The organism is Duganella kummerowiae, from assembly GCF_053572355.1.
The window spans coordinates 329,255-340,571 of sequence record NZ_JBKFEH010000010.1; the positions used below are offsets into that span (position 1 = coordinate 329,255).

Here is an 11,317-nt window from a genome sequence, read left to right on the forward strand (position 1 = left end):
TCGATGTCGCTTGGCGTTTTATTCGAGGCGCTGGCTGCGCTGCCTGTCAGCCTGGTCATAGCCGAGTCGCTGAACCTGTTCAACGCGCTGGATGTGATACACGTGCTGGGCGTCCTGCTGCTGGCGGGCAGCATCGCGGTGGTGGATTTGCGCTTGCTCGGCTTCGTGTTTCCCGAGGTCGGGGTGGGTGCCGTGCAGAGGCAAGTCCTGCCGATCACCATCATCGGCGCCGTGCTCACCATCCCCAGCGGCATCGGCCTGTTCCTGCCGCAAGCGGGCAGGATTTGGGAAAACCCGCTGCTGCAGGCCAAGCTGGTGCTGCTCATACTGGCCGCGCTGAACATCGTCTATTGGCACTACAACTTCTCGCGCCATGCGCAGTGGAGCAGTGCGCCCGTGCTGCCCTGGCAAGCCAGGTTCGCCGGGGCTTCTTCGCTGCTGTTATGGACCGCCATCCTGTTGGCCGGCCGCCTGATTGCTTTTTATATCTGAGGAACCACGATGTCTGTCCCTACGCATCCGGCGCTCATCGAATGGTTGGCGCACACTGCGGTTGCCCACGCCTTCAATGAAGCCGATCCCTGGGTTTTCGCCGCCGCCATGAGCATCCATTTGCTGGGCATCGCGCTGGCATTCGGCGCCTCGCTGATATTGGATTTGCGCCTGGTCGGTATCGGGCTGCGCGCCAGTCCGGCGGCGGATATCGCAAAGAATTTGCAGCCGTATTTGCTGGGTGGCTTGGGCATCGCCTTGCTCAGCGGCTTCTGGCTGTTCGTTGCCGATGTCTTGAAATTCTGGGTCAACCCGGTCTTCAAGACCAAGCTGGTTCTGCTCATCTTCATTACCGTGGCGCAGACTTGGCTGCTGTACCGCGCAAAGAACGAGGCCGCGCCGGTGCGGCCGATAGCCGCGATGGCGGCGCTGGCCTGGCTGGCGGCCATCGTTGCCGGCCGCTTGATAGGCTTGATCTGAGCAGTGCAGCGTATGCAGAAAACCAGGCACTGACGTCATCAGCCGGTGCGCAGCCCTTCATCCGCCATGGCCTGCCGTATTGCCGGCCGCTCCCGCAGGCGCAAGTACCAGGCCTGGAGCCGGCTCAAACCGTCGAAGCGGATGCTGGTGCGGTAGACCGATTGCAGCCAGTCGGCCTGGCCCCATTGCGTCAACGCGTACAGGTAGGCGTCGGCGGTGGTGTAGCGGTCGCCCATCAGGTATTCTCGGCTGCCCAGTAGTTCATTGATCCAGGCGTAGCGCTGTTCCAGCCTGGGCTTGGCGGTGTCGGTGCCGTATGTGCCGGCCAGGGTGGCGTACAGCAGCGGGATGAAACCTTTGTGGATCTCCGAATTCAGGAAGCACAGCCACTCCTGCAGCTGGTAGCGCGCCATGCTGCCGTTGGGCGGCGCCAGCCCGGATCCGGGCTGCAGATCGGCAAGGTATTGCAGGATGGCCGGGACTTCGCGCAGCGTTGCGCCATCGTCCAGCTCCAGCAGCGGGACATAGCCGAACGGACTCAGTTGGCGGAAATCGCGGCCGTCTTCCGTGGTGTGGGTCTTGTGGTCCACCTTGACCAGTTCGGCCTCCAGGCCCAGTTCCTTGCAGACGATGTGGGGCGCGAGCGAGCACGCGCCGGGCAGGTAATAGAGCTTCATCTTGCATCCTGTGGTTGGGGTGCGCCCATCATAGGGCGGGCAGGATATTTTTTGAAGAAGGCACTAAAATGTGATGTAGGTACAAAATTTATACTGGAGTCCCCATGAAGGAAAGCGTCACCGGCTGCTCGGTGGAAGAAGCCATGCGCTTGCTGGGCGGCCGCTGGCGGCTGCTCATCGCGTCCTATCTGCTCGATGGCCCCAAGCGCTTTAACGCGCTGCGGCGCCTGATTCCCGCCATCTCGCAGCGCATGCTGACGCTGGATCTGCGCGCGCTGGAGGAGGCCGGGCTGGTCAAGCGCACCGTATTTCCGACGGTGCCGGTCACCGTGGAGTACGAACTGACCGATGACGGCAAGCGGCTGCAGCCGGTGGTTGGCGTGATGCAGGAATTCGGCTTGTGGCTGAAGGCGCGCTAACCGTTCTGCGGCAGCCATGCGCCGGCCCCGGTGGGCGAGACGCTGCGCGTGGTGCGCGTCAGCAGCCGCACGCCCAGGCGCGCTTCCAGGGTGCGGATGATGTGTGTTCCTGAGGAGGAGGGGGTACACGCTTTATAATGCCTGCATGCCCAAGACACCTACCCCGGAACAGCGGCGCGAACTGGGCGCCTTCCTCAGCAGCCGGCGCGCGCGCCTGCAGCCCTCCGACTTCGGCCTGCCGGAGGGCCAGCGCCGCACGCCAGGCCTGCGGCGCGAGGAAGTGGCGGTGCTGGCGGGCGTGAGCGTCAGCTGGTACACCTGGCTGGAACAGGGCCGCGAGATCAAGCCATCGGCCGACGCCCTGCGCCGCATCGGCAAGGTGCTCAAGCTGGATGAGGCGGAGTCGGCCCATTTGTTCGCGCTGGCGGCCCGCTCGGCGCCGGTGGCGGCGGCCAGCGGCCGTGTCAGCGACGGCCTGGAAATGCTGGTCCGTTCGATGGACGTGCCGGCCTATGTGCGCAACACGCGGCTCGACATCCTGGTGTGGAACGACGCCGTGGTCGACATGCTGATCGACTATGGCCAGCTGCTGCCGCACGAGCGCAACACCCTGCGGCTGCTGTTCACGCACCAGCCCTACCGCAGCCAGATCATCGCCTGGGAACAGGTGGCGCGCGGCATGATCTCGACCTTCCGCGCCGCCCGCGCCCAGGCCGAGGACAAGGCGCCGTTCGACCAGCTGGTGGAAGAATTGCTGGAACTGAGCCCCGAGTTCCGCGAATGGTGGCCGGACACCGGCGTCAGCCTGTTTGCCGAGGGCGGCAAGAGCCTGCGCATGCCGGGCGGCGGCCAGGTGGACTACACCTACATCGCGCTGACGCCGGTGGGGCGGCCCGACCTGTCGCTGGTGACCTACATCCCCAGGCACGCTGCCTATGACCCGCAGTCATAGGATAAGAACACGCCTTCCTCACCCCGCAGCGGCCTTCTAGACTGATGGCTCAACGTCATTGGAGGCCGTATGTCGAACCTGAATATTCCCGCCGGCGCGATCTCGCGCAATCCCGCCACTGGCGAGTTGATCGCCACCCATGCCTATCACACCCCCGCGCAGGTCGAGCGCCTGCTGGACGATAACGCGGCGGCCCAGCGCCTGTGGCGCGCCACCCCGCTGGGCGAGCGCGTGGCCGCCTACCGCCGAGTGGCCGCCGCCTTGCGCGAGCGCTCGGACAGCCTGGCCGCGCTGATCACGGCGGAAATGGGCAAGATCACGGCCGCCGCCCGCTTCGAGGTCGAGAAATGCGCTTCCACCATCGAGTGGGTCGCAGACTACGGCCCGGCCATCCTGGCCGACGAACCGGCGCCTATCGAAGGCGACGATACGGTCTACGTCTCCTACCTGCCAATCGGCAGCGTGCTGGGCGTGATGCCGTGGAACTTCCCGCTGTGGCAGGTGATACGCGCGGCCGCGCCCATCATGTTGTCCGGGAATGGCTTCGTGCTCAAGCACGCGCCCAACGTCATGGGCGCGGCCTACGCCCTGCAGGACATCTTCGAGCAAGCCGGCTTCCCGCAAGGCTTGTTCGTGAGCCTGAACGCCGATAACGACACAGTGGCGCGCGTGATCGCCGATCCGCGCATCGCCGCCGTCACACTGACCGGCAGCGCCCGCGCCGGTTCCGCCGTGGCCGCGCTGGCCGGCAAGGCGCTCAAGAAAAGCTTGCTGGAGCTGGGCGGTTCGGACGCCTTCATCGTGCTGGCCGACGCCAATATCGACCTGGCCGTGAAGGCCGCCATCCAGGCCCGTTTCCAGAACGCCGGCCAGGTCTGCCTGGCGGCCAAGCGCTTCATCGTCGAGCGTCCGGTGGCCGAGGAATTCACCCGCAAGTTCGTGGCGGCGGCGCGCGCCCTCCAGGTCGGCGATCCTCTCGATCCGGCCACCGTGGTGGGACCGATGGCGCGCGCCGACCTGCGCGACGAGCTGCACGCCCAGGTCGAACGCACGCTGGCGGCCGGCGCCACGCTGCTGCTGGGCGGACGCAAGATAGCAGGTCCCGGCAACTACTACGAGCCCACCGTGCTGGCCGACGTGGCGCCCGGCATGGCGGCGTTTGACGAGGAAACCTTCGGTCCGGTCGCCGCCATCACGGTGGCGGACGACGCCGAACACGCCATCGCGCTGGCCAATAACAGCGAGTACGGCCTGGGCGGTGCGCTGTGGACCAGCGACACGGCGCGCGCCCAGCGCATCGCGCGGCGGCTGGAGACGGGCGGCGTGTTCGTCAACGGCATCTCGCTGACCGACCCGCGCATCCCCACCGGCGGCGTGAAGAAAAGCGGCTATGGCCGCGAGCTGTCGCACTTCGGCCTGCGCGAGTTTACCAATCCGCAGGCGGTGTGGGTCAAGTCCGTCGGCTAAGACGCCGCCGATGCGTGCGATCCATATCGTATCGTCATGGATCGCGTGAATTTCCCCATAGCTGGCGCGGGCCGCAACGCGCTAGCATGGCGGGATGAAAATACTCCCGCCCCTGTTGATGGCCCTGGTCCTGTGCTCGTGCGCGGCGACCGGGCCGCGTACCGCCCAGCCGCCGTTTGCCAAGGGCGCCGATGTCGGCTGGTTGCCCCAGATGGAAGCTACAGGCTACGTCTTCCGCGACCAGGATGGCGTGCCGCGCGACTGCCTGGCCATCCTCAAGGGCTACGGCATCGACACCATCCGCCTGCGCACCTGGGTCCACCCGTCCGCCGACAAGGCCAGCGGCCATAACAGCCGCGACGAAACCGTGGCCATGGCGGTGCGCGCCCAGCGCATGGGCATGCGCATCATGATCGACTTCCATTACAGCGACAGCTGGGCCGACCCGGAAAAACAGGTCAAGCCGGCCGCCTGGGCAGGCCACCCGTTCCCGCAACTGCTGGACGACGTCTACCACTACACGCACGACGTCATGAGCGCCCTGGCCCGGGCCGGCGTCACGCCCGAGTGGGTACAGGTAGGCAACGAGATCCCGGGCGGCATGATCTACCCCGAGGGTAGCGTGGACAACTGGCCGCAGCTGGCGCAACTGATCAACCGTGGCTACGACGCCATCAAGGCCGTCAGCCCCTCCTCCAAGGTGGTGCTGCACCTGGACCGCGGCAACGACCGCGAGCGCTTCCGCACCTGGTTCGACAATGCCCGCGCCCATGGCGCCAGGTATGACGTGATCGGCCTGTCCTACTATCCCTACTGGCTGCCGGGGCGGCCCGACTACACGGCCTCCATCGACGACCTGGGCGCCAACCTGAACGACCTGGCTGCGCGCTACGGCAAGGAAGTGATGGTGGTGGAAGTGGGCGGCGAGGACAGCCAGCCGCAGAATACCCACGACATGCTGGCGGCGGTGCTGCGCAAGGTCAGGGCGGTGCCGGACGGGAAGGGACTGGGCGTGATTTACTGGGAGCCGCAGGGCGCGCGCAGCTGGAGCCATTACGCGCTCAGCGCCTGGGGCGATGATGGCCGCCCGACCCGGGCCATGGACGCCTTTCGTGAATAATCGAAAATTTCGACAATAGGGCGGAAAATTTTCCGCTTTTTGATGATGGTTTGCTCGCGCATAATTCGTTTCACCAGCGCAGGACACTGCGCAGAACGAATCGAAATTATCGAAACTAACTCAAGGAGCAACCGTCATGCCTACCGCCATCGCCCAACCCGGAAAAACCCTGCTGTCCCCGGCCAACCACGCCCTGATCATGATAGACCACCAGTCGCAGATGGCGTTTGCGACCAAGTCCATCGACCCGGTCCAGCTGCGCAACAACGTGGCGCTGGTGGCCAAGGCGGCCAAGGAATTCAAGGTGCCCACCATCCTGACCACGGTGGCGGAGAAATCGTTCTCCGGCCCCATCTTCAACGAGATCAAGGAAGTGTTCCCGGACCAGGTGGCAGTCGACCGCACCACCATGAACACCTGGGAAGACCCGCGCATCGCCGAGCGCGTGAACGCCATAGCCAAGGACAAGATCGTGCTGGCCGGCCTGTGGACCTCGGTGTGCATCGTGGGACCGGCGCTGTCGGCCCTGGACCAGGGTTTTGACGTGTACGTGATCACGGACGCCAGCGGCGACGTGTCCGACGAAGCCCACGAGCGCGCCGTGCAGCGCATGGTGCAGGCCGGCGCCCGTCCCATGACGTCGCTGCAGTATCTGCTGGAACTGCAGCGCGACTGGGCCCGCGGCGAGACCTACAACGAAACCGTGGCCACCTCCATTGCCCACGGCGGCGGCTACGGACTGGGCCTGATCTACGCCAAGACCATGTTCAACGCGGCCGAAGGGCACTAAGCAGGCAAGCCGGCCCGGCGCTGCCGGGGTCAGCGCCCGCCATCGTCCTCCAGGAAGCCGCGCCGCAGGGCGATGGTGACGGCGTGGGTGCGGTCGCGCGCGCCCAGCTTGGCCAGGATGGTTTTCATATGGGCCTTGATGGTGTCTTCCTTCAGGCCCAGCCGGGCGCCGGTGAGCTGGTTGGTGTGGCCCTCGGCCACCAGTTTCAGCACCGCGATCTCGCGCGCGGTCAGGGCTTCGCTGGGCAGGGCCGCCGCCAGTTCGCGCGCCACCGGCTGCGGCAGGTGGCGTCCGCCGCCGTGGATGCGCTGGATGTAGGTGGCCAGGTCCGTACGCGCCATGTTCTTCAGCAGGTAGCCGCTGGCGCCGGCTTCCAGCGCCCGCGCGATGTGGGCGTCGCCGCTGTAGGTGGTGAGGATGATGATGCGCGCGCCGGGATCGATGGCGCGGATGGCGATGATGGCCTCCAGCCCGCCACGGCCCGGCATCTGCAAATCCATCAGCGTGATGTCGGGCCGGTGCCGCTGGAACAGCGCGACGGCCTGGTCGCCATCCTCGGCCTCGGCCACCAGCTCCAGTCCCGGCGTGCAGGCCAGCACCGCCGCGATGCCGCTGCGTAGCAATGGGTGGTCGTCCGCGATCATCACGCGGATCGCGCCTGGACTTTGGTCAGACATGGCCCTGTCCCTCATGGTGAAAAGGCAGTGTAGCACCGCTATTCCGCCTTGCCGCTACCCGATCGGGTATGGTCGGCCGCCAGGGCCTCTTCTACGATGGATTTTCCCATCTAGACACAACCACGGAGGCTCCACCATGAAATCATCCTTCTTTAGGTCGCTGTGCGGCGGCTTATTGATGCTGGCCGCGCTGATCGGCCCGGCGCAAGCGCAAGCACCCAAGAGCAATTTCGCGGAAGTCAACGGCGTCAAGCTGCACTACCTGTCGGCAGGCAAGGGCGATCCCGTCATCCTGCTGCACGGCTACACGCAAAGCAGCCATATGTGGCTGCCGCTGATCGCCGAACTGTCCAGGAACCATCTGGTGATCGCGCCCGACCTGCGCGGTTTCGGCCAGTCCGCCACGCCGGCCGGCCCCTACACCAAGTCGGTGATGGCGCAGGATGTGCACGCGCTGGCCACCAGCCTGGGCATCAAGTCGGCCAAGGTGGTCGGGCATGACATCGGCCTGATGGTGGCCTATGCCTACGCGGCCCAGTATCCGTCCGAGGTCAGCAAGATCGCCCTGCTGGACGCCTTCCTGCCTGGCGTGGGCAACTGGAAGGACGTCTGGCTGCTGCGCGACCTGTGGCATTTCCACTTCTATGGCGAGACGCCGCTGGCGCTGGTTAAGGGCCGCGAGCGCACCTACTTCGAACACTTCTGGAACGACTTCGCGGCCGACAAGACCAAGTCGCTGAGCGAGGCCGACCGCAAATTCTACGCCGCCGAATACGCCCAGCCCGACCACATGCGGGCCGGCTTCGAAGTGTTCCGCGCCTTTGCCAAGGATGCCGAGGAATTCGCCGCCTACGCCAAGAAGCCGCTCAACATCCCGATGCTGGTGCTGACCGGCGAGAAGGCGTCCGGCAATGTGCTGATCGAGCAGGCGCGCCTGGTGGATACCCAGGTCGAGGGCGTCGTCATCAAGGGCAGCGGCCACTGGCTGATGGAGGAGGCGCGCGGCGAGGTAGTGCCCAGGCTGGTGCAGTTCCTCAAGTAGGCGGGGACGACTCGCGGCCTTGTTGGTTTGCTATAGAATGTGTCGTCTGGAGAACTCCTCGGCACATCATGGCGGTTGAACGGTACGCGCGGCGCTGGTTTATCCTGGTGTGGCTATGGCTGCCGGGCAGCTTGCTGGCCGCGCCCGGCCAGCAGGCGCCTACCCCCGCCGTGGCGATGCATCATGTGGCATGGGCCGCGCGCGATGGCGCGCCGCAGTCGGTGCTGACCATGGCCCAGACCGCGGATGGATGGCTGTGGCTGGGCAGCCCGAACGGCCTGTTCCGCTTTGACGGCGTGCGCTTCGAGCGGTACGCGGAGCCATCCCGGCCGCTGCCGGCCGCCAGCATCAGCATACTCAGCGCCCAGTCCGGCGGCGCGCTGTGGATAGGCTATCGCAACGGCGGCGTCAGCGTGCTCACGCCTGCCAGCTTGCGCAATTACAGCGACAAGGATGGCTTGCCCCCCAGCGCGCCGGTGTGGGGCCTGGAACCGGATGCCAGCGGCCGCATGTGGGCCGCGACCAGCGAGGGCATGTATTCCCTGGCAGCCGGCCGCTGGCAGCCTGCCGGCGCCGATACCGGCCTGCCGTTCTCGAAGTACAAGACCCTGATGCGCGACCGCGACGGCAACCTCTGGGCCCAGGGCGGCATGGGCGTGTTCAAGCTGGCGCCGGGCGCCAGTCGCTTTGTCCAGGCCATCCCCGAGAAAGGCACCGGCGTGCTGTTCCACGCACCCGACGGCAGCGTGTGGAGCTGGAACGCGCTGTACGACCATTTGAACCGGATTACCGCGCCTGCCCATGGGACCGTCCCCCAGGAGTGGCATATCGGCGGCGAAGTGGCCAGCATGCTGTTCGACAGCCATGGCGACGTGTGGGTGGGCCGGCCCGACGGCATCTCCTACTACGGCCGGGACGGGGCCGCGCAGCACAGCGGTCCGGAGCAGGGCCTCAGCGGACGCCGGGTGGCCGCCATCTTCGAGGATCGCGAGGGCAATGTATGGATCGCCACCGCCACCGGCATCGACCGTTTCCGGCGCCAGCGCATCGCGGCCGTGGCGGCGCCGGAAGTGCCGGACGACGAGCCGCTGGCGGCCGGACCCGGCGGCGCGGTCTGGATAGGACGCCACCTGGTGCCGCCGCCCGGACGTGCCTCATCGGCGCCGCCCACCTCGCCCAGCTTCGCCTTCCACAATATGACGACCAGCGGCTACCTCGATCCGGACGGCGTGCTGTGGCTGGGCGGCTATGGCGGCTTCTGGCGCAAGGATGGCGCGCTGGAGCAGCGCCTGCAATATCCTTCCTCGCCGGAGCGGCTGGCCGTCAACAGCATGGTGCGTGGGCCGGACGGCATGCTGTGGGTGGCGCTGCTGCCGAACGGCTTGTACCGCTACGGCCACGGCGGGCAGTGGCAGCGCGCCGACGGCGATACCCTGCTGCCGGGAGAAAGCCCGCGCGTGCTGGCCGCCTCGGCCGAGACCGGCATGTGGCTCGGCTATCCGCGCAGCCGGGTGCTGCAATGGCGCGATGGACACTGGCGCCTGTATGGGCCCGAGCATGGACTGGCGGTCGGCATGGCGGCTGCCCTGCACCTGCGCGGCGCGCATGTCTGGGTGGGAGGCGAGAACGGGCTGGCGCTGCTGCACGGCGGGCGCTTCATCACGCTGCGCGGCGGCGATGGCCAGCGCTTCGAGGGCATTACCGGCATCGTGGAACTGGCCAACGGCGACGTATGGCTGAACGCGGCAGAGGGACTGTTCCGGCTACCGGCCCAGGACATCGCGCGCCTGCAAGCGGCGCCGGTGGAAAGCGTGCGCTACGAGCGGCTCGACAGCCTGGATGGGCTGAGCGGCAGCGCCGCGGTGCGTACCCCGACTCCGTCGCTGGTGGAAGCCTCGGACGGCCATCTCTGGGTGTCCACCACCACCGGCGTGTTCCGCCTCGATCCCATGCGCCGTCCTCCGCCCACGCCGTCCACGCCGGTGCTGATACGCGGCCTGGGCTATGCCGGCAAGATGGCGCCGCCGCAGGCCGGCATGCGGCTGGCGCCCGGCACCAGCGCCCTGCAGATCGATTACACCGCCTTGTTCCTGGCCATACCTGAGCGGGTGGGCTTCCGTTACCGTCTGCAGGGCGTGGACCAGGATTGGCAGTATGCGGGCGAGCGCCGCTCCGCCTACTACAGCAACCTCGGGCCGGGGCAGTACCGCTTCCAGGTGATGGCTTCCGGCTATGACGGCGCCTGGCCGGCGGACGCCACCACGCTGGAATTGAGCATCGCGCCCACGCTGACGCAGAGCTGGTGGTTCCGGGCGCTGTGCGCCCTGGTGCTGTTCCTGGCGGGCCTGTTGGCCTACCGGCGCCGCATGGCCAGCGTGGCGGCGCGCCTGACCGAGCGCCTGGAAGCGCGCACCCAGGAGCGCGAACGGATCGCGCGCGAGCTGCATGACACCCTGCTGCAATCGGTGCAGGGGCTGGTGCTGCACGTACACGCGGCGGCGCGCCGCCTGCCGGGACCGGAGCCGGTGCGCGGCATGATAGAAACTGCCCTGCAGCAGGCCGACGATGTGATGCGCGAAGGGCGCGACCGGGTGCGCGACCTGCGCAGCGAAGGCGAACCGTGCGACCTGGCGGCCGCGCTGGAAGCGGCCGGTGCGCGCATGCGGCCGCCGGACGCGCCCGCATTGCAGGTGCGCTGCGAGGGCCGCCAGCGCCCGCTGCGTCCGGCCGTGCACGAGGAAGTGCTGGCGATCGCCTGCGAAGCCATCGCCAACGCCTACCGCCACGCCCAGGCCGGCAGCATCGAGGTGCTGCTGCACTACGGGCGCGGCGAGCTGCGCGTATGCGTGCATGATGACGGCCAGGGAATCGAGGAGGGTGTGCTGGCCGCAGGCGGACGCCAGGGCCATTGGGGCATGCGCGGCATGCGCGAACGGGCCGCGCGCATCAAGGCCAAACTGGCGCTGCACAGCAGTGCCGGCAGCGGTACCGAATGGAGGCTGACGCTGCCCGGGGTCCTGGCTTACCAGCCGGCGCCGGACCGGCTGCGCTGGCTGCGGCCGCGCTGGCCGCTCGGCAGGCGGGGGGCGCCAACCGGTAGCGCTGGTCCGCACCCGGCGGCCCGCATCCGGAGGACCGCATCCGGAGGACCGCATCCGGAGGACCGCATCCGGTGAACCGCATACGGTCACAGGCCCCCGC

General features: G+C 67.3%; 11 protein-coding genes and 1 pseudogene. 9 read left to right on the forward strand and 3 right to left on the reverse strand.

What is annotated here, in order from left to right; all coding sequences use genetic code 11:
- Positions 1-3: 3 nt before the first annotated feature.
- The gene (locus tag ACLB1G_RS15085) at positions 4-492 is read left to right on the forward strand and encodes a DUF6644 family protein (protein WP_491628041.1); all 489 of its coding nucleotides are present in this window, start codon (positions 4-6) and stop codon (positions 490-492) included.
- A gap of 9 nt (positions 493-501) precedes the next feature.
- The gene (locus tag ACLB1G_RS15090) at positions 502-972 is read left to right on the forward strand and encodes a DUF6644 family protein (RefSeq protein ID WP_491628042.1); all 471 of its coding nucleotides are present in this window, start codon (positions 502-504) and stop codon (positions 970-972) included.
- 38 nt (positions 973-1,010) lie between these two features.
- On the opposite strand, the gene ACLB1G_RS15095 is transcribed toward ACLB1G_RS15090, so the two are convergent.
- Positions 1,011-1,649 carry a glutathione S-transferase N-terminal domain-containing protein gene (locus tag ACLB1G_RS15095; RefSeq protein ID WP_491628043.1) on the reverse strand — a complete coding sequence of 213 codons (639 nt, stop codon included), beginning with the start codon at positions 1,647-1,649 and terminating at the stop codon, positions 1,011-1,013.
- A 104-nt stretch (positions 1,650-1,753) separates the two neighbouring features.
- Here ACLB1G_RS15095 and ACLB1G_RS15100 point away from each other — a divergent pair, with 104 nt between their 5' ends.
- Positions 1,754-2,068, forward strand: a complete 315-nt coding sequence (locus ACLB1G_RS15100; protein WP_491628044.1) for a winged helix-turn-helix transcriptional regulator — start codon at positions 1,754-1,756, stop codon at positions 2,066-2,068.
- A 2-nt stretch (positions 2,069-2,070) separates the two neighbouring features.
- Here ACLB1G_RS15100 and ACLB1G_RS15105 read toward each other — a convergent pair.
- Positions 2,071-2,184 (reverse strand): annotated as a pseudogene (locus ACLB1G_RS15105) (LysR family transcriptional regulator); the annotation flags it as partial.
- Between the two features lie 29 nt (positions 2,185-2,213).
- Between ACLB1G_RS15105 and ACLB1G_RS15110 the strand changes: the two are divergent.
- The 4 genes from ACLB1G_RS15110 to ACLB1G_RS15125 all read left to right on the forward strand — a co-directional run bounded on the left by ACLB1G_RS15110 (position 2,214) and on the right by ACLB1G_RS15125 (position 6,397).
- The gene (locus ACLB1G_RS15110) at positions 2,214-3,020 is read left to right on the forward strand and encodes a helix-turn-helix transcriptional regulator (protein ID WP_491628045.1); all 807 of its coding nucleotides are present in this window, start codon (positions 2,214-2,216) and stop codon (positions 3,018-3,020) included.
- Positions 3,021-3,089: 69 nt separating this feature from the next.
- Entirely contained in the window at positions 3,090-4,487 is a 1,398-nt protein-coding gene (locus tag ACLB1G_RS15115; RefSeq protein WP_491628046.1) for an NAD-dependent succinate-semialdehyde dehydrogenase, read from the forward strand.
- Positions 4,488-4,581: 94 nt separating this feature from the next.
- Positions 4,582-5,607, forward strand: coding sequence for a glycoside hydrolase family 53 protein (locus ACLB1G_RS15120; RefSeq protein WP_491628047.1), 1,026 nt, complete (start codon positions 4,582-4,584; stop codon positions 5,605-5,607).
- 136 nt (positions 5,608-5,743) lie between these two features.
- The gene (locus ACLB1G_RS15125; RefSeq protein WP_491628048.1) at positions 5,744-6,397 is read left to right on the forward strand and encodes a hydrolase; all 654 of its coding nucleotides are present in this window, start codon (positions 5,744-5,746) and stop codon (positions 6,395-6,397) included.
- A gap of 29 nt (positions 6,398-6,426) precedes the next feature.
- On the opposite strand, the gene ACLB1G_RS15130 is transcribed toward ACLB1G_RS15125, so the two are convergent.
- On the reverse strand, positions 6,427-7,074 hold the full coding sequence (locus ACLB1G_RS15130) for a response regulator (protein ID WP_491628049.1): 648 nt from the start codon (positions 7,072-7,074) through the stop codon (positions 6,427-6,429).
- 136 nt (positions 7,075-7,210) lie between these two features.
- Here ACLB1G_RS15130 and ACLB1G_RS15135 point away from each other — a divergent pair, with 136 nt between their 5' ends.
- Together ACLB1G_RS15135 and ACLB1G_RS15140 are read left to right on the forward strand one after the other, a co-directional pair.
- Positions 7,211-8,116: an alpha/beta fold hydrolase gene (locus tag ACLB1G_RS15135; protein ID WP_491628050.1), complete on the forward strand. Its 906-nt coding sequence runs from the start codon at positions 7,211-7,213 to the stop codon at positions 8,114-8,116.
- 68 nt (positions 8,117-8,184) lie between these two features.
- Entirely contained in the window at positions 8,185-11,292 is a 3,108-nt protein-coding gene (locus ACLB1G_RS15140) for a sensor histidine kinase (protein ID WP_491628051.1), read from the forward strand.
- Positions 11,293-11,317 lie beyond the last annotated feature (25 nt).

Excerpts from the sequence above, each read along its gene's own strand:
- ACLB1G_RS15115 (WP_491628046.1), top strand. The coding sequence starts at position 3,090 with ATGTCGAACCTGAATATTCCCGCCGGCGCGATCTCGCGCAATCCCGCC.
- ACLB1G_RS15140 (WP_491628051.1), top strand. The coding sequence starts at position 8,185 with ATGGCGGTTGAACGGTACGCGCGGCGCTGGTTTATCCTGGTGTGGCTA.
- ACLB1G_RS15135 (WP_491628050.1), top strand. The coding sequence starts at position 7,211 with ATGAAATCATCCTTCTTTAGGTCGCTGTGCGGCGGCTTATTGATGCTG.
- ACLB1G_RS15095 (WP_491628043.1), bottom strand. The coding sequence starts at position 1,649 with ATGAAGCTCTATTACCTGCCCGGCGCGTGCTCGCTCGCGCCCCACATC.
- ACLB1G_RS15120 (WP_491628047.1), top strand. The coding sequence starts at position 4,582 with ATGAAAATACTCCCGCCCCTGTTGATGGCCCTGGTCCTGTGCTCGTGC.
- ACLB1G_RS15085 (WP_491628041.1), top strand. The coding sequence starts at position 4 with ATGTCGCTTGGCGTTTTATTCGAGGCGCTGGCTGCGCTGCCTGTCAGC.
- ACLB1G_RS15110 (WP_491628045.1), top strand. The coding sequence starts at position 2,214 with ATGCCCAAGACACCTACCCCGGAACAGCGGCGCGAACTGGGCGCCTTC.
- ACLB1G_RS15090 (WP_491628042.1), top strand. The coding sequence starts at position 502 with ATGTCTGTCCCTACGCATCCGGCGCTCATCGAATGGTTGGCGCACACT.
- ACLB1G_RS15100 (WP_491628044.1), top strand. The coding sequence starts at position 1,754 with ATGAAGGAAAGCGTCACCGGCTGCTCGGTGGAAGAAGCCATGCGCTTG.
- ACLB1G_RS15130 (WP_491628049.1), bottom strand. The coding sequence starts at position 7,074 with ATGTCTGACCAAAGTCCAGGCGCGATCCGCGTGATGATCGCGGACGAC.
- ACLB1G_RS15125 (WP_491628048.1), top strand. The coding sequence starts at position 5,744 with ATGCCTACCGCCATCGCCCAACCCGGAAAAACCCTGCTGTCCCCGGCC.